The organism is Actinoallomurus sp. NPDC052274, from assembly GCF_040679475.1.
Lineage (GTDB): Bacteria > Actinomycetota > Actinomycetes > Streptosporangiales > Streptosporangiaceae > Actinoallomurus > Actinoallomurus liliacearum.
This window is the reverse complement of record NZ_JBFAUT010000022.1, coordinates 61,744-77,854: the sequence shown is the minus strand read 5'-3', so window position 1 is coordinate 77,854 and position 16,111 is coordinate 61,744. Positions and strand designations below refer to the sequence as shown.

15 protein-coding genes are annotated in these 16,111 nt (G+C 70.7%); 11 read left to right on the top strand and 4 right to left on the bottom strand.

The genetic code is table 11. From position 1 onward, the window contains the following. Positions 1-152: 152 nt before the first annotated feature. Positions 153-782 (bottom strand): TetR/AcrR family transcriptional regulator, encoded by a 630-nt coding sequence (locus AB0K82_RS20340; RefSeq protein WP_364398922.1) that lies wholly within the window; start codon positions 780-782, stop codon positions 153-155. 134 nt (positions 783-916) lie between these two features. On the opposite strand from AB0K82_RS20340, the gene AB0K82_RS20335 reads away from it, so the two are divergent. The 4 genes from AB0K82_RS20335 to AB0K82_RS20320 are packed head-to-tail and all read left to right on the top strand — an operon-like array spanning position 917 to position 4,238. Further along, positions 917-2,239, top strand: a complete 1,323-nt coding sequence (locus tag AB0K82_RS20335) for a cytochrome P450 (protein WP_364398920.1) — start codon at positions 917-919, stop codon at positions 2,237-2,239. Beyond that, on the top strand, positions 2,236-2,436 hold the full coding sequence (locus AB0K82_RS20330) for a ferredoxin (protein ID WP_364398919.1): 201 nt from the start codon (positions 2,236-2,238) through the stop codon (positions 2,434-2,436). Before AB0K82_RS20335 ends, AB0K82_RS20330 begins: the two co-directional genes overlap by 4 nt. Before the next feature lie 16 nt (positions 2,437-2,452). Then, positions 2,453-3,004 (top strand): nuclear transport factor 2 family protein, encoded by a 552-nt coding sequence (locus AB0K82_RS20325; protein ID WP_364398917.1) that lies wholly within the window; start codon positions 2,453-2,455, stop codon positions 3,002-3,004. Positions 3,005-3,032: 28 nt separating this feature from the next. Further along, positions 3,033-4,238 (top strand): cytochrome P450, encoded by a 1,206-nt coding sequence (locus AB0K82_RS20320; protein ID WP_364398915.1) that lies wholly within the window; start codon positions 3,033-3,035, stop codon positions 4,236-4,238. 79 nt (positions 4,239-4,317) lie between these two features. Here AB0K82_RS20320 and AB0K82_RS20315 read toward each other — a convergent pair whose 3' ends face one another. Continuing rightward, positions 4,318-5,610 carry a hypothetical protein gene (locus AB0K82_RS20315; RefSeq protein ID WP_364398913.1) on the bottom strand — a complete coding sequence of 431 codons (1,293 nt, stop codon included), beginning with the start codon at positions 5,608-5,610 and terminating at the stop codon, positions 4,318-4,320. 89 nt (positions 5,611-5,699) lie between these two features. Here AB0K82_RS20315 and AB0K82_RS20310 point away from each other — a divergent pair, with 89 nt between their 5' ends. From AB0K82_RS20310 to AB0K82_RS20280, 7 genes are all read left to right on the top strand, one after another. Beyond that, positions 5,700-6,269, top strand: coding sequence for a helix-turn-helix domain-containing protein (locus AB0K82_RS20310; protein ID WP_364398912.1), 570 nt, complete (start codon positions 5,700-5,702; stop codon positions 6,267-6,269). Positions 6,270-6,279: 10 nt separating this feature from the next. Further along, positions 6,280-7,476 carry a cytochrome P450 gene (locus tag AB0K82_RS20305; RefSeq protein ID WP_364398911.1) on the top strand — a complete coding sequence of 399 codons (1,197 nt, stop codon included), beginning with the start codon at positions 6,280-6,282 and terminating at the stop codon, positions 7,474-7,476. Positions 7,477-7,507: 31 nt separating this feature from the next. Continuing rightward, the gene (locus tag AB0K82_RS20300) at positions 7,508-8,299 is read left to right on the top strand and encodes an SDR family oxidoreductase (RefSeq protein ID WP_364398909.1); all 792 of its coding nucleotides are present in this window, start codon (positions 7,508-7,510) and stop codon (positions 8,297-8,299) included. After that, positions 8,296-9,768 (top strand): aldehyde dehydrogenase, encoded by a 1,473-nt coding sequence (locus AB0K82_RS20295; RefSeq protein WP_364398907.1) that lies wholly within the window; start codon positions 8,296-8,298, stop codon positions 9,766-9,768. Before AB0K82_RS20300 ends, AB0K82_RS20295 begins: the two co-directional genes overlap by 4 nt. Then, a complete protein-coding gene (locus tag AB0K82_RS20290) occupies positions 9,765-10,502 on the top strand; it encodes an SDR family oxidoreductase (protein WP_364398906.1) in 738 nt (245 codons plus the stop codon). The genes AB0K82_RS20295 and AB0K82_RS20290 overlap by 4 nt, the downstream gene beginning before the upstream one ends. Further along, on the top strand, positions 10,499-11,335 hold the full coding sequence (locus AB0K82_RS20285; protein WP_364398904.1) for an NAD(P)-dependent oxidoreductase: 837 nt from the start codon (positions 10,499-10,501) through the stop codon (positions 11,333-11,335). Before AB0K82_RS20290 ends, AB0K82_RS20285 begins: the two co-directional genes overlap by 4 nt. A gap of 65 nt (positions 11,336-11,400) precedes the next feature. Further along, entirely contained in the window at positions 11,401-11,766 is a 366-nt protein-coding gene (locus tag AB0K82_RS20280; RefSeq protein WP_364398902.1) for a carboxymuconolactone decarboxylase family protein, read from the top strand. A 3-nt stretch (positions 11,767-11,769) separates the two neighbouring features. Here AB0K82_RS20280 and AB0K82_RS20275 read toward each other — a convergent pair whose 3' ends face one another. Together AB0K82_RS20275 and AB0K82_RS20270 are read right to left on the bottom strand one after the other, a co-directional pair. Then, positions 11,770-14,550: a hypothetical protein gene (locus tag AB0K82_RS20275; protein ID WP_364398901.1), complete on the bottom strand. Its 2,781-nt coding sequence runs from the start codon at positions 14,548-14,550 to the stop codon at positions 11,770-11,772. A 13-nt stretch (positions 14,551-14,563) separates the two neighbouring features. Continuing rightward, positions 14,564-16,099 (bottom strand): hypothetical protein, encoded by a 1,536-nt coding sequence (locus AB0K82_RS20270; protein ID WP_364398899.1) that lies wholly within the window; start codon positions 16,097-16,099, stop codon positions 14,564-14,566. Between the last annotated feature and the right edge of the window lie 12 nt (positions 16,100-16,111).

The window sequence follows — 16,111 nt, the reverse complement described above, 5'->3', positions numbered from 1 at the left end:
GCCTACCTAAGATTTAAGGTACATGTCGTACCTTAAACTCGCTGATGCAGAGCTGGCAATCAAGAAGGATGAGTACGGTCAGTACCGTTCATCGGAAGATCCGACGCAGCGGAAAAGCGGGCCGAGCCGCGGAGTGGCTCCCGGTCAGGCGGTCATCCCGCGGACCGCACCCTGTCCCGGGGGTGGGTGGCGGCGAATGCGGGGACCAGCCAGCGGCGGAGGAAGGGCCGCGGATCCTCGGCGGCCGTCCGCCGGTGCTGCGGGCCGGGGATGTAGGAGTGCAGCAGGCGTAGCAGGAACTCGGCCAGGCCGCTCAGTTCAGCGTCGTCGTAGCCGTGCGCCGGCCAGTCGATCGAGAGGCGTTCCAGCAGCTCACGGGTGAGGCGGATGGCGATCGGCGACAGCATCTCGGCGCCGAAGCTGGCCGTGCGGCCGGTGGCGAGCAGCAGGCCGACGTGCGGCTCGACGGGCACCCGTTCGATGGTGAACGCCAGGGCCTCGACGAGGATGTCGGCGGGCTCGGTGAACGGGGCGACGTGCGCGATCAGCCGGTCGGTGAACTCGTCGGCGGCGGCCAGCGAGGTGGCTTTGATCAGCTCCTCGATGTTGCGGTAGTACCGGTAGATCGTCGCGCGGGTGACCCCGAGCTCCTCGGCGACGTCGGTCAGGCCGGTCTTGCGGGCGCCGTACCGGTCCACGCAGCGGGCGGTCGCGTCGATGATGCGCCGGCGCGCCTCATCGTCGCTCTTCGGCGGATCGCCCCGCCACCCGTGCGTGCGCATGGCCCCCATTTCACCAGACCGGCCGGAACGGCGTCGATCACGTCACTCGGCCTTGACAGTACATGTTTTCAGAATATGTACTCTCGTATGCCGGGCAGTCCCGCACGGGGAGAGAAGCGAGCCCTGGAGCAGTGATGAAGACGGTTTCCGGAGGTCCTGACCACCTCGAGGAGTTGCGCACCGACCCGATCGCCCTGATGCGCCGCGTTCGGGAGGAGTGCGGCGACGTCGGCCGGTTCATGCTGGCGGGGCGGCCGGTCGCCCTGCTGTCCGGCGCGGGGGCCAACGAGTTCTTCTTCCGGGCCCCGGAGGAGGACCTCGACCAGGCCGAGGCCTACCCGTTCATGACGCCGATCTTCGGCGAGGGCGTGGTCTTCGACGCCACGCCGGAGCAGCGCCGCGAGGCCCTGCACAACCAGGCCCTCAAGGGCGCGTACTTAAAGGGGCATGCCGCCACCATCGCCGCCGAGGTCGAACGTATGGTCGCCCCCTGGGGCGAGTCGGGGCGGATCGACCTGCTCGACTGGTTCGCCGAGCTGACCATCTACACCTCGTCCGCGTGCCTGATCGGCAAGAAGTTCCGGGACCGGCTCGACCGGCGCTTCGCCGAGCTGTACCGCGATCTCGAGCGCGGCACCGATGCCATCGCGTACGTCGACCCGTACGCGGACATCGAGAGCTTCCGCCGCCGCGACCGCGCGCGGCTCGCCCTGGTCGAGTCGGTGCGGCAGATCATGGACTCGCGACCGCCGCGACCACCGCGCGAGGACCGCGACCTGCTCGACGTACTGATGTCGATACGCGAGCGGGACGGCACGCCGAAGTTCACCGCGGACCAGGTCACCGGGATGTTCATCTCGATGATGTTCGCGGGCCACCACACCAGTTCGGGCACCGCGGCCTGGACGCTGATCGAGCTGCTGCGCCATCCGGACGTCATGCGGGACGTGGTCGCCGAGCTCGACGACCTGTACGCGGACGGCTCGGAGATCAGCTTCCAGGCGCTCCGGGAGATCCCCCGCCTGGAATCGGCGATCAAGGAGGCGCTGCGGCTGCACCCGCCGCTGATCCTCCTGCTGCGGGTGGCGAAGACCGAGCAGCGGGTCCTCGGCGAGACGATCCCGGCCGGGACGATGGTCGGCTGCTCGGTGGCGGTCTCGAACCGCATCCCGGCCGACTTCCCCGACCCCGACGCCTTCCGGCCGGAACGGTACGGGAAGGGCCGCGAGGAGGACCTGGTCAACCGGTGGACGTGGGTGCCGTTCGGCGCCGGGCGGCACCGGTGCGTCGGCGCCGGCTTCGCGATGATCCAGCTCAAGGCGATCTTCTCGGTGCTGCTGCGCGACTGGGAGTTCGAGCTCGCCCAGGATCCCGGCTCGTACCGGAACGACCACAGCAAGATGGTCGTCCAGCTCGCCCGGCCGTGTGCCGTCACCTACCGGAAGAGGCGCTCGTGAGGATCGAGGTCGACCTGGACCTGTGCCAGGGCCACGCGATGTGCGAGCTGGAGGCACCCGACCTGTTCGCGGTCGAGCGCCGGGGCAAGGTCCGCCTGCTGGATCCGGAGCCTCCCGAGGACGCCCGTGCCGAGGCCGAGGCGGCCGTGCGGTACTGCCCCACCGGAGCCCTCACCCTCAAGCCCACCACGCCCTGACACCGAGGAGGTCGGCATGGCGGGTCACTCCCGCGACGAACTGGACGACATGGTCCGGCACTGGCTCGAGACCAACCGGCGCTGCGAGGAGATCGGCGACTGGCGCCCGCTCGCCGAGCTGTACACCGAGGACGCGACGTACGGCTGGAACGTCGGCCCCGACCAGGACTTCATGGCCGTCGGGCGCGAGGAGATACGCGAACTGGCCCTCGGCAGTGAGATGGGCGGCCTGGACGGCTGGTCCTACCCGTACCAGAGCATCCTCATCGACGAGCGCAAGGGCGAGGTCGTCGGGTTCTGGCGGCAGGTCGCCGACGCGCGCCGTTCCGACGGCGGCCCGTACGAGGTCGCGGGGATCGGCGGTAGCTGGTTCCGGTACGCGGGGGACCGGCAGTGGAGCTGGCAGCGGGACTGGTTCGATCTCGGCAACGTCACCTCCCTCTTCGTCGAGATGATGAAGGCGGACGCCCTGTCGGACGGCATGCGCAGACGCCTGGACCGCGTCGCCGCGGGCGGCCCGATCCCCGGCTACTACAAGCGCGGCCAGACCCCCGTGCCCCTTTGGTGAGCCGACTCCCCGGCCCAGGAGGACGTCCATGCCCGAACAGCCCGTCAACGACGCCATCAACCTGACCAGCGGCGACTTCTGGGGCCGCGACCCCCACGCGGAACTGCGCTGGATGCGGGAGAACGCACCCGTCTACTGGGACCCGAACAGCCGGACGTGGGGCGTCGCGAGCTACGCCGACGTCAAGTCCGTCTCCCGCCGGCCGGACGTCTTCTGCAGTGGCGAGGGCATCCGCCCGGACACCTCCAACCTGCCGATGATGATCGACATGGACGATCCCGAGCACAAGCTCAGGAGGAAACTGGTCAGCGCCGGATTCACCCCACGGCGGGTCGCGGCGCAGCGCGCGTACCTGCGGCGGATCTGCGACGAGATCATCGACTCCGTGTGCGAGCGCGGCGAGTGCGACTTCGTGCACGACATCGCCGCGCAGCTCCCGCTGATCGTCATCGGCGACGCGCTCGGGTTCCCGCGCGAGGAGCGCGAGTCGCTGCTCACCTGGTCCGACGACATGCTGCGCGCCCTCACGGGCGGCGACGACCCCGGGCTGCTGGAGCACGCCACCCGGGCGTTCACGGGCTTCACCGAGTTCGCGTCGAGCACCATCGCCGACCGGCGCGCCTGCCCGCGCGACGACCTCATCAGCGTGCTGATCAACGCGACGGTGAACGGCGAGCGCCTCGACCACGAGTCGCTCATCCAGGAGTCCCTGCTCATCCTGATCGGCGGGGACGAGACCACCCGGCATGTCATCTCCGGTGGCGCGTGGCAGCTCTTCCTCCATCCCGAGCAGCGGCAGAAGCTGGTCGACGATCCGGCGCTGATCCCGACCGCCGTGGAGGAGATGCTCCGTTGGGTCTCGCCGATCAAGAACATGGCGCGCACCGCGACGCGCGACACCGTGCTGCACGATCGGCGCATCGCCGAGGGCGACAAACTCCTCCTGCTGTACCCGAGCGCGAACCGGGACGCACGGGTCTTCCCCGACCCGGACGTGTTCGACGTCACGCGCACGCCGAACGAGCACCTCGCCTTCGGGAACGGCCCGCACTTCTGCCTGGGGAACAGCCTCGCGCGGCTGGAACTGACCGTCCTGTTCGAGCGGCTGCTCCTCCGCCTGCCGGACCTGGAGCCGGTCAGTTGGGAGGAGCCCGCCCACCGGCCCGCGAACTTCGTGTCCGGGTACGAGGCCCTGCCGGTGCGCTTCACGCCCGTACGCCGCTCGGCCGCGTGACCCGACCGCATGAACCTCGGCGCGTCGGCCCGACCGCGTGAACCTCGGCGCGTGACCCGACCGCGTGCGCCGCACCGCGTCAGCCGCGTAGCGGCCGGCGCGTGCGGAACCGGAAGTCCGCGCCGGTGCTGAGCCTGGCGAGCCCGACCTCGGGCGGTTCGGGCACGGGCTCGGCGCCCGGTTCCACCGTGACCTCGAAGGCCACCCGCTCGCCCGCGCGTACGGCGGTGTGCCGCACCCGCGCCCGTGGCTCGCCGCCCCGCACGAGCGCGCCGAACGCCGCCGGACCGTGCCGTTCGTCCTCCAGGGGTGCCAGCCACGTACGCCCGTCGGGCTCGGCGGTCAGCGGGCACTCGCGCAGCGCGAACCGCAGGCGGTCCGGCGCGAGCCGTTCGCAGGCGATGTCGGCGTAGCCGGTGGGCGCCAGCATCGGATGCACCCGCAGCAGCCGGGCGACGCCCCCGACACCGCCGCCGATGCGCAGCGCGCGCCGCAGCCGCCCCGAGGTCAGCGCGCCGAGGCCGGCGAGCATGCGCGGCGTGAAGGAGCGGGCGACGTCGGCGCCGAGGCGCTGCTCGACGGCGATCAGGAAGCTGCGGAACAGCAGGTGGCTCTGGATCGCGACCTCGCCGAGCGCGACCCGCAGCGCGGTGTGCGACAGATCCTCGAACTCGAACCCGGGGTCGAACGGCCCGCCGTAGTCGGGCCGGCCACCGGGCTCGGCGCCCTGGACCGGCGGAGGCGCGGGCAGGGTCACGCCCGCCGCCAGCGACGCCTGGACGAGCGGCAGGTTCGGGTGCGGGCACGCAGGGGGGCCGTGGTCGTCCACGAAGACGCTCCACCGGCAGTGCGGCCACCGGTCGGCGGGGACCCGCGGCGGCCGGTGCACCGGCCGCACCTTGGCGTGCGGGTTGACCGCGCCCGCGGTCGCGTCGAAGGTCGGGTCCTCGATGGTGTGGCACATCCCGCGGACGAAGTCCTCGCCCATCGGCTCCACGTCCAGCAGCGCGCCGCACGAGGCGAGGAAGAACTCGCCCTTCGCCGCGTCGTGCAGCCGGTAGCGGAAGTCGAGGAACTGGTGCGGCGCGCCGATGTCCAGCTGCATGTTCTTGAAGATGACGTCGACGCCGGTGCCGCCGAAGCCCAGCGCGCGCCGCACTCGCGGCGCGTACACCGGGCTCGCCGCCATCCACTCGTCGATCGCGACCTGCTGCATCGTCTCCCGGTCGACGTGCTCGAGCACCAGCGGCATGCCGATCCGGTCCTGCAGATGCCCGTGCAGCAGCCACTCACGGCCCAGCGCGCACAGCTCCCGCCGGCCGAGCCGGTCGATCGTGAAGGTGCGGTCGGACTGCTGCGCCTCTCCCGCCATCCCGGGCTCCCATGTTGAGCGAACGCTTGGTCAAAATTACAGCGGCGAGACCTTGTACGCCATCACTTACCGAACTACTGTCTGGACACGTGTCCAGTGACGCGATGACGGAGGCGACCCGGCGGCGACTGACCGACCGCCAGGCCGACACGGTGCGCCGGCTGACCGACGCGGCGGTCGAGGAGGTCCGCCGGACCGGCGTCGACGGGCTGACCGTCCGCAACGTCGCGCGCCGCGCCGGCGTCGCGCCCGCCACCGCGTACACCTACTTCACGTCGAAGAACCACCTGATCGCCGAGGTGTTCTGGCGGCGGCTGAACACGCTGCCGCCGGTCGACCCCGCGCGGGAAGGGGCGCGGGAGCGGGTGATCGAGGTGCTGCGGGAGATCACCTTCCTGGTCTCCGACGAACCCGAGCTCGCCGCCGCCTGCACGACCGCGCTGCTCGGCACCGACCCCGACGTGCGGGAGCTGCGCCGGCGCATCGGCGTGCTCATCCGCCGCCGCCTCCAGGCCGCGCTCTCCCCGGAGGCCGACGAGCGGGTGCTGGGCGCGCTGGAGTTCGCCTACGCGGGCGCCCTCGTCCACGCCGGCATGGGTTACACGTCCTACGCGCAGATCGCCGACCGGCTCGCTGAAGTGGCCGGACTCCTGCTGTGAGGTGACCGCCGTGGCCTCTACCCTCGAGGTCTCCTACAACCCCTACGACTACGCGATCCACGAAGACCCCTATCCTGCGTACGCGCGGCTGCGCGCGCACGCTCCGCTCTACCGCAACGACGAGCTCGACTTCTGGGCGATCTCCCGCCACGCCGACGTGGCCGCCGCCTTCCGCGACCACGAGCGGTTCTCCAGCGCGAACGGCGTCTCCCTCGATCCGAGCGCGTGGGGCCCGGCCGCGCACCGGACCATGTCCTTCCTGGCCATGGACCCGCCCACCCACACGCGAATGCGGTCCCTGGTCTCGAAGGGCTTCACGCCGCGCCGCGTGCGCGAGCTCGAAGGCGACATCCTGCGGCTGACCCGCCGCCACCTCGAACCCGCGCTGGCCAGGGGCGAGTTCGACGTGGTCGCCGACTTCGCCGGCCGGCTCCCGATGGACGTCATCTCGGAGCTGATGGGCGTCCCGCAGGCCGACCGCGACGAGTTACGGCGGCTCGCGGACCTCGTGGTCCACCGCGAAGAGGGCTTGGGCGACGTGCCGCCCGCCGGCATGGAGGCCGCGCTCACGCTGGCCGTGTACTACCAGGACCTGGTCGCCGAACGCCGCCGCAGGCCGGGCGCCGACCTGACCTCCGCGCTGCTGGCAGCCGAGGAGAGCGGTGACCGGCTGAGCGAGCAGGAGATCATCGCCTTCCTCTTCCTCATGGTCGTGGCGGGCAACGAGACCACGACCAAGCTGCTCGCCAACGCGCTCTACTGGGGCCGGCGGAACCCCGCGCAGCTCGCCAAGCCGCTGGCCGACCCCGCGCGGGTCGTCGCCTGGCGGGAGGAGACGCTGCGGTACGACACGTCGAGCCAGATGATCGTCCGTACGGTCGCCCGGGACACCGAGCTGTACGGCCGGGTCGTGCCGGCGGGCGCGCGGATGCTGCTGCTCGTGGGCTCGGCCAACCGCGATCCGGCGGTCTTCGCCGACCCCGACACCTACGACCTGGAGCGCGACACGTCCGCGCTGATCAGCTTCGGTGGCGGCCGTCACTTCTGCCTGGGCGCCAACCTGGCACGCCTCGAGGCTCGGATCGCCTTGACCGAGTTCGTGCGCCGCGTGCGCGCGTACGAGATCGACGCCGCGAACGCGGTGCGCGTGCACTCGATCAACGTACGGGGGTTCGCCGCCCTGCCCATCGCGGTGACCCTGCGCTGACGTCCACCGATCACCTTCCAGGGAGTCCGCGATGCCCCGGTTCGCACCTCATCCGCAGCGCCGCCCGGCACTGATCACCGGCGCCTCCTCCGGGATCGGCGCCGCCACCGCCACCCTCCTCGCGGCCTCCGGCCATCCGGTGACCCTCGGCGCGCGCCGCGCGAACAAATGCGAGGAGATCGCCGCGACCATCCGCGCGAGCGGCGGCGAGGCCCTCGCCTGCGCGCTGGACGTCGCCGACTCCGACTCGGTCAAGGGCTTCGTCTCGGCCGCCACCGAGGCGTTCGGCGACCCCGAGATCGTGATCTCCGCGGCGGGCGACCTCGACGCCACGCGCGTTCACGAACTCGACTCCGAGGCGTTCGCCGCGCAGCTCCAGGTCCATCTCGTCGGGGCCCATCGTCTGGTCTCCCACGTGGTGCCCGGCATGGTCGCTCGCGCGCGCGGCGACATCGTGTTCGTCTCCTCCGACGTCGTGCGGGTGCCGCGCACCCGCATGGGCGCGTACGTCGCCGCCAAGAACGGAGTGGAGGGCATGGCGCGCGCGATGGCGATGGAGCTGGAGGGCACCGGCGTCCGCGCGTCAGTCCTCCGGCCGGGCCCGACCATGACCGGAATGGGGATGAGCTGGGACGCGGAGACCACCGGCGCCGTCCTGGAGGACTGGGTGAAGTGGGGCGTCGCCCGCCATCCGTACTTCCTGCGGCCGGAGGACGTCGCCACGGCGATCGCCACCGTCGTGCACACGCCGCGCGGCACCCACCTGACGCTGGTCGAGGTCCAGCCCGAGGCCGCGGTCGAGAAGAACAAGGGAGATCGATGAATTCGCTGGACGACTGGCGGGAGAGCCCGTCCCCGCTCCTGATCGACGGAGAACTCGTCCGTGCCGACCGGAGCTTCGCGACGATCGACCCGGCCACCGAGGAGACCATCGGGGCCGCCTCCGACGCCACGCTCGCCGAGCTGGACCAGGCGATCGCCGCGGCCCGCCGCGCGTTCGACGAGTCCGGCTGGGCGGCCGACCTCCCGTTACGGGTCCGCTGCCTGCGTCAGCTCCACGACGCGCTGGTACGCCACGGCGACGAGCTGCGCGACCTGACGGTACGCGAGGTCGGGGCGCCGCGGTTCCTGACGTACGGAGCGCAGTTCGACGCGCCCGTCGCCGACCTCCTCTGGTTCGCGCGGCGCGCCGAGGAGTACGAGTGGACCCGCGACCTCGGCCGTGCCGCGCCGATGGGCATGGTCAGCGACCGTCAGGTGGTGCGCGAACCGGCGGGCGTGGTCGGCGCCGTCACGCCGGGGAACTTCCCGCACCAGATCAACCTGGCCAAGCTCGGGCCCGCGCTGGCCGCGGGCAACACCGTGGTGCTCAAACCGAGCCCGGAGACCCCGTGGTGCGCGGCTGCGCTCGGCCGGCTCATCGCCGAGGAGACCGACCTCCCGCCGGGCGTCGTCAACGTCGTCACCGGCACCGACCACGCGCTCGGCGCGCGCCTCGCCGCCGATCCCCGGGTCGACCTGGTGTCCTTCACCGGCTCGGCGGCGACCGGCCGCGCGGTCATGCGGTCGGCGGCCGAGTCGCTGAAGAAGGTCCTGCTGGAGCTCGGCGGCAAGTCGGCCTTCATCGTCCTGGACGACGCGGACCTGGGGAGCGCGTGCTCGTACGCCGCGTTCAGCGGGATCACGCACGCGGGGCAGGGGTGCGCGATCACGACGCGGCTGCTCGTTCCCCGCGCACGCCACGACGAGGCCGTGGACATCACAGCCCGGACGCTGGCGAAGATCGGCGTCGGGGATCCCGGCGACGACGGCACCGTCTGCGGGCCGCTGATCTCCGCGCGGCAGCGCGACCGGGTCGAGGAGTACCTCGCGCTCGCGGTCGAGGAGGGCGGCGCCTTCGCCACCGGCGGGCGCCGGGCCGACCGGGAGAAGGGCTTCTGGATCGAGCCCACCCTGGTCACCGGGCTGACCAACGCGTCGCGGACCGCCCGCGAGGAGATCTTCGGCCCGGTGCTGGTGATCCTGCCGCACGACGGCGACGACGACGCCGTGCGCATCGCGAACGACTCGCCGTACGGGCTGTCCGGCGCGGTGCACGGCGGCGACCTCGAACGGGCGCGCGCGGTCGCGCGCCGGCTGCGCACCGGCACGGTCGGCGTCAACGGCGGCGTCTGGTACTCCGCCGACGTGCCGTTCGGCGGTTACAAGCAGTCCGGCGTCGGCCGCGAGATGGGCCTCGCCGGGTTCGAGGAGTACCTGCAGGTCAAGTCGATCGCGGAGGGGGCGGGATGAACCGCTTCGAGGGCAGGGTCGCGGTCGTGACCGGCGCGGCACAGGGCATCGGCGAGGCGTACGCGCGCGGGCTGGCCGCCGAGGGCGCGAGCGTCGTGGTCGCGGACATCGACGAGAAGGGCGCCGCGGTCGCCGACGACATCGAGGGCCGCTTCGTGCGCACCGACGTGTCCGATCCGGCGTCGGTCGAGGCCATGGCGGCGGCGGCCGTCAGCGCGTACGGCGGGATCGACTACCTGGTCAACAACGCCGCGATCTTCGGCACGATGAAGCTGGACTTCCTGTTCAGCGTCGACTGGGACTACTACAAGAGGTTCATGGCGGTGAACATGGACGGCGCCCTGCTGTGCGCACGGGCCTGCCATCCCGCCATGGCCGAGCGCGGCGGCGGCGCGATCGTCAACCAGTCCTCCACCGCGGCCTGGCAGTACTCCGGCTTCTACGGCCTCGCCAAGGTCGGCGTCAACGGCATCACCCAGCAGCTCGCCCACGAGCTCGGCTCGCTCGGCATCCGCGTCAACGCCATCGCGCCCGGACCGATCGACACCGAGGCCAACCGCCGGGTCGTGCCCGGCGGTATGTCACAGAAGATCGTGCGGGACAGGATGGCGCTCAAGCGCATGGGCACTCCCGAGGACCTCGTCGGCATGTGCCTGTTCCTGCTCTCCGACGAGGCGTCCTGGATCACCGGGCAGATCTTCAACGTCGACGGCGGCGAGGTGTTCCGCGCATGACGTACGGCTTCGTCGGACTCGGCCAGATGGGCGCTCCCATGGCCAGGCGCCTGATCGGGCGGGATCTGATCGTCTACGACGTTCGTCCCGCGGCGATGGAACCGCTGGTCCAGGACGGCGCGCGGGCCGCCGACCGGCTCGCCGACGTGGCGTCGGCCTCGCTCATCTCCCTCATGGTCCGCGACGACGCCCAGGTCGACGAGGTCGTCACCGCGCTGCTGTCCTCCGCCGAGCCCGGCACGGTCATCGCGATCCACTCGACGATCCACGCCGCGACCGCGACCGCGCTGGCCGGCCGTGCGCGGTCGTACGGCGTCGAGATCGTCGACGCTCCGGTCTCCGGCGGGTTCATGGGCGCGGCGGCGGGCACGCTCGCGGTCATGGTCGGCGGCACCGCCACGGCGTTCGACCGGGTTCGGGAGCCCTTCTCCGCGTGGGCCGACCTCATCCTCCACGCCGGCCCGGTCGGCGCCGGCACCCATCTGAAGCTCGCCCGCAACCTGCTGCACTTCGTCGCCTTCACCGCCGCGGCCGAGGCGGAGCGCCTCGCCGAGGCCGCCGGCGTGTCACTGACCAAGCTCGGCCGCGTGGTCCGCCACTCCGACGCCGTGACCGGCGGCCCCGGATCGATCATGCTCCGCCGTACGACGGCGCCCCTCGACCCCTCGGACCCGCTGCACGACATCATGCGCCACGTCCGGGACCTCGGCGAGAAGGACCTGTCCCTGGCCCTGGCCCTCGCCGACGAACTCGGCGTGGACACCCCACTCGCCCGCCTGAGCCGCGCGCGGTTCGCCGAGGGCCTCGGCCTCTCCTCGGGCGGCACGTCATGAGCGAGCGAAGCGAGGGAATCGGCAAGCACAGCGCCTCTGGTCACTCCTCCGACGAAGGAGGTCTCATGAGGGACGACAAGCGCCGGCGTGGCCTGGAGAAGATGAGCGAGGTGTACGGCTGGGAGGTCGGCGACGGTCCCGGCGACTTCTTCGGCCTCACGGTGGACCACCTCTTCGCCGAGATCTGGACCCGCCCGGGCCTGTCCATCCGCGACCGCCGCCTCCTCCTCATCGGCCTGCTCGCCGGTCAGGGCCTGAACGACGTGCTCGACATTCAGCTCCCCGCCGCCCTCGGCAACGGCGAACTGACCCCCGCCGAACTCCGCGAGATCGCCATCTTCCTCACCCACTACGTCGGCTGGCCCCTGGGCGCGAAGCTCAGCGTCCAGATCGACACCCTGATCGCCCGGCACGAGAAGAAGCCCGGCTGAGACTCACGAAGAGATGAGATCGAACTCCTCCCACGTCCCGATGGCGGTGCGGTTGGCGATCAGCGCCGCGGCTCCGGCGTTCTCCGCGGTGACGTAGTCGTTGTTCGCGTGCGCCCGCAGGCTGACGCTGCCGTCGGGGTTGTGGATCAGGTCGAACGTCTCCCACGGGCCGATCGCGGTCCGGTTGGCGATCAGCGGCGACGCGCCGGCGTCGTCCGCGGTGACGTACTGGTTGTTCGCGTGCGCCCGCAGCGCGATCGCGCCGCCGCCCAGGTCGATCTCGTCGAACTGCTCCCACGGGCCGATCGCGGTCCGGTTGGCGATCAGCGGCGACGCGCCGCCGTTGTCCGCCGTCACGTACTGGTTGTTCGCGTGCGCCCGCAGGCTGATCACGGCGTTGGCGGTGCCGGCACCGAGGCCGAGAGTGGAGGAGGTACCGGACAGCGACTTGGCGCCCTGGTTGGCCGTGCCGGTGAGCCGGGTGGCGGAGTAGCCGCTCAGCGGTTTGGCGGTGCGCTCCAGGACGTACACGGTGTTCGCCGACGTCGGGAAGGTGACCTCACCGCTCGACGACGTCGTGACGATCGCGTTGTCCGACACGCGCCGGACCCGTACCTGCTGGGTGCCCCAGGGATTCACCACGGTGGCCGAGTTCCCGTACAGGCTCTTGAGGCCGACGTACTTGACCTCGCCGGCCTCGCGCTCGGAGCTGACCAGGAAGCCGTTCTTGGCCAGCAGCGTGAACTTTCCGACGAACGAGGAGTCCGACGGCACCGCTGGAAAGACCCGGATCTTGTCGTTGTAGCTCTGCAGCAGCGACTCGTTGACCACCGACAGGTGGACGCCGAGGTACTCGAAGACGCCGTTCGTGTTGTCCGTCAGCCCGTTGGGATACGTCTGGTACTTCCGCAGCATGGTCTTCATGCCGTTGTACGCCTGGTCGCCCAGGCCCAGCCGCGCGGCCTGGATCGCGTCGTTGGCCCAGACGTTGTCGTACGGGAAGGGCCGCCGGTTCCAGGTGTTCACGGCGGTCTGGTAGTCCGGAGCGCCTATTCCGGTCGTGTTGTACGGCCAGATGACCTCCGACGCGACGTTCTCGTCGTTGTGCGTCTGGGCGATCGGCGGCGTGTGCGGCAGGTAGGCGCTGCCGTCGGTCGGGTAGGGCGCGAGGTTGTCGAGGATGCTCTGCCACTGGCCCCGCAGGTCGGCGTCCAGACCGAGGGTCTGGCTCGCCTCGATCGTCACCGGGAAGAGGCTCTTCACCGCGGCCAGGTCGGTGATGGCGCCCGGGACGTTCCAGTACGTCTCGTGGGAGTTGGAACTGGCCATCGTGTACTTGCCCGAGCCGTCGCGGGTCAGCTTCGCGGCGTAGAACCGCACGACGTCCCGCATGAACGGATAGGCGGTGTTCCGCAGGTAGTCCGTGTCGTTCGTGTACCGGTACTGCAGGTACATGTTGTACGCGGCCTCGGTGCCGGTGGACAGGATGTTCTTCGTGTAGTCGCTGTTGATCGTGCCGCGCGCGTTGCCGTCCCAGCCCATCGTCTCCGGCACCCACAGGCCGTCCACGCCGTAGCGGGTGTTCGTGTACGACTTCAGCGCGGTCTGGTTGCGGCTGTAGAGCCGGTTGAACGTGCTCAGCAGGTCGGTGTGGTTCGAGGCGAGGAACGAGTTGTAGACGTCGCGCTGGTTCCAGTACCAGTAGCCGTAGCTCCACTTCGTCTGGTCGCCGGTCGAGCGGTACACGCCGTTGATGAAGTGGAACGGGTAGTTGCCGTAGCCGCCCGAGGCGATCATGTACGTCGCGAGGTAGTAGACGTTCTCCAGGTAGTCCGCGTCGCCGGACAGGCCGGAGTACTGCACGAACGACCGCTGCCAGAAGCCGTGCCACCAGTTCCGGTAGTTGGTGAGCGTCGTGGCGTACCCGGTGCTCTTCACCGCGGCGAGCTGAGACCGCGCCTGGGCGACCGAGTCGTGGTTCGGCGCGTTCAGCCGGCTCGCGGCGGTGAACCAGATCGTGTAGCTGGAGGACGGCGTGATGTTGAGCCGTACCTTGGAGCCGTTCACCACCTGGCTCGTGTAGTTCGCGCCCTCGACGGTCGCCGCGAGGGTGGAGCCGAAGCCGTTCGCGTCGTTCTGCCCCCGGCTCAGCCCGACGCCGCTCGCGTCGGCGAAGGTGGAGTAGGTCTTCCAGGTGTTCAGGTCCGGGACGTCCGCGACGTTCGTGACCGTGCTCGGATCCCACAGGCTCAGGTCGAGTGCCACGCCGGTGACGTTGGTCCGGCGGTCGTCGACATGGATGCCCATGACCTCGGAGTTCGGCGACCCCATGATGGTCACCGTGCGGTCGGAGTCGTACTTGGTGGTCAGCGTTCCGTCGTACAGCGACAGCCGCTGCTGGTAGGTGGAGTACCCGGTGTCCATGCCGGGAGTGGAGTACAGGTTCACCAGGCCGCCCGCGTACGCCGACTGCTCGGACAGGTCGGCGCCGGAGACCTGCATCGTCAGGCCGTTCTGGTTCCACACCATCGCGCCGGTACGGCCGTTGCCGACGGTCAGCCCGTACGCGGAGTTCGTGTTGGGCCGGTTGTAGACGATGTCGTGCTTGCTCAGGTAGCCGGCGTAGTCGACGTTCAGCGCGCCGGCCGAGCCGTCGAACGCCGCGTCGGTCGGGGACGCGAGGGCCGGGACGATCACCGCGAGGTCCAGCACGCCCGCCACCAGGGCGAGGACCGCCAGGAGCCGCCGCAGTGGCCGGCGGTGGGACCGATTGTCATGATCCATCATTGTCACCACGTCAGTCCTGAATGAGGTCGAACTCTTCCCACGGCCCGATGGACGCGCGGTTCGCGATCAGTGACGAGGCGCCCGCGTTCTCGGCCGTCACGTACTCGTTGTTCGCGTTCGCCCGCAGGCTGACGCTGCCGTCCGCGTTGTGGACCAGGGCGAACGTCTCCCAGGAGCCGATGGCCGTCCGGTTGGCGATGAGCGGCGAGGCTCCTGCGTCGTCCGCGGTGACGTACTCGTTGTTCGCGTGGGCGCGCAGCGCGACCGCGCCGCCGCCCTGGTCGATCAGGTCGAACGTCTCCCAGGAACCGATGGCCGTCCGGTTGGCGATCAGCGGCGACGCGCCGGCGTTCTCAGCCGTGACGTACCGGCCGTTGGCGTGGGCGCGCAGGCTGATCACCTGACCGGTCGGCGGGTGCTCGGCGACGCCGAGGACGTACGTCAGCTGGGCGCTCGTGAACTCCGGCTGCAGGGTGCTGGAGGTCGCGGACTGCACCTGGAAACGGCCGGGCGGTGACACCGTGCCGCCACAGCCGGCGTTCGGCGTGCCGACGTGGGTGGAGGTGTCGGTGTTGCCGGTGACGGTCCAGTCGCGGACGCCGTTGACGGCGTACCCGTAGCCCATGTGCGCGCCCTGCAGCGTGTTGCCGGTGACCGAGGCGCCGTAGTTGGTGCCGGTTCCGCAGCCCCAGACCTGCGGGCCCATGGCGATGCCGACCTTGATGAAGGCGCTCTGCGCGTTGATCGTGTTGCCGGTGACGGTCGTGCCCGTGTAGTTGCCGTTCATCGGCGCGTAGTCGACGAGGTTGATACCGCCGAGCAGCGTGCGGGTCCTGGCGACGATCGTGTTGTTCTTCACCGCGGAGCCGGGCGCGCCGAAGATGACGATGCCGCCGTCGGTGGCGTCCTGCACGGTGTTGCCCTGGACGGTGCTGTCACCGCAGGCCAGCGAGATGCCGTCGGCCCACGTGCCGCTCGGCGCGTCGGTACCCGCCGGACCGATCGTGTTGTTCAGGATCTTCGCGCCCTGGCAGGCCGGCGTGCTGTTCGTGACGGCGCCCTCGATGAAGTGCAGCGTCGACCAGCTCCGTGTGTCGTGCGCGTAGACGTTCTGCACGGTCTGGCCGGTGCCGGAGGCGCCCATCTCCATGAGTGCGCCGCCGTCCAGCCGGCCGAGGGCCGGCCGTCCGCCGTCGACCTGGATGTTCCGCACCGTCACACCGGACTGGTCGGTGCCGTTGATCGCCGTCGTGAGCGAGCCGGACAACTTCAGGGTGGCCCGGCTGTCATCGGTGGGCAGGCCCTGCGTCTCGACGCGCTGGTTCGGTGCGGTGAACCTGATCGAGTCGCTCAGGGTGAAGACGGCTCCGGGGCACAGGACGGCGGCCGCGCCGGTCCCGGTGAGGGCGGCGTTGATGGCGGCGTCGGTGCCCGACGGGATGCACGCCGCGGCGGCGCGGGCTCCCGTGGCCGTCGCCGGCACCAGGAGGGCCGCGACGGCCGCGAGCATGGCCGGGAACGTGACGGATCTTCCGCGAATCGGCATTGAGTCGATCCT

Coding starts and splice junctions, on each gene's coding strand:
- AB0K82_RS20315 (WP_364398913.1), bottom strand. CDS start 5,610: ATGGCGGGAGAGGCGCAGCAGTCCGACCGCACCTTCACGATCGACCGG.
- AB0K82_RS20275 (WP_364398901.1), bottom strand. CDS start 14,550: ATGGATCATGACAATCGGTCCCACCGCCGGCCACTGCGGCGGCTCCTG.
- AB0K82_RS20270 (WP_364398899.1), bottom strand. CDS start 16,099: ATGCCGATTCGCGGAAGATCCGTCACGTTCCCGGCCATGCTCGCGGCC.
- AB0K82_RS20320 (WP_364398915.1), top strand. CDS start 3,033: ATGCCCGAACAGCCCGTCAACGACGCCATCAACCTGACCAGCGGCGAC.
- AB0K82_RS20295 (WP_364398907.1), top strand. CDS start 8,296: ATGAATTCGCTGGACGACTGGCGGGAGAGCCCGTCCCCGCTCCTGATC.
- AB0K82_RS20290 (WP_364398906.1), top strand. CDS start 9,765: ATGAACCGCTTCGAGGGCAGGGTCGCGGTCGTGACCGGCGCGGCACAG.
- AB0K82_RS20335 (WP_364398920.1), top strand. CDS start 917: ATGAAGACGGTTTCCGGAGGTCCTGACCACCTCGAGGAGTTGCGCACC.
- AB0K82_RS20325 (WP_364398917.1), top strand. CDS start 2,453: ATGGCGGGTCACTCCCGCGACGAACTGGACGACATGGTCCGGCACTGG.
- AB0K82_RS20300 (WP_364398909.1), top strand. CDS start 7,508: ATGCCCCGGTTCGCACCTCATCCGCAGCGCCGCCCGGCACTGATCACC.
- AB0K82_RS20280 (WP_364398902.1), top strand. CDS start 11,401: ATGAGGGACGACAAGCGCCGGCGTGGCCTGGAGAAGATGAGCGAGGTG.
- AB0K82_RS20340 (WP_364398922.1), bottom strand. CDS start 782: ATGCGCACGCACGGGTGGCGGGGCGATCCGCCGAAGAGCGACGATGAG.
- AB0K82_RS20285 (WP_364398904.1), top strand. CDS start 10,499: ATGACGTACGGCTTCGTCGGACTCGGCCAGATGGGCGCTCCCATGGCC.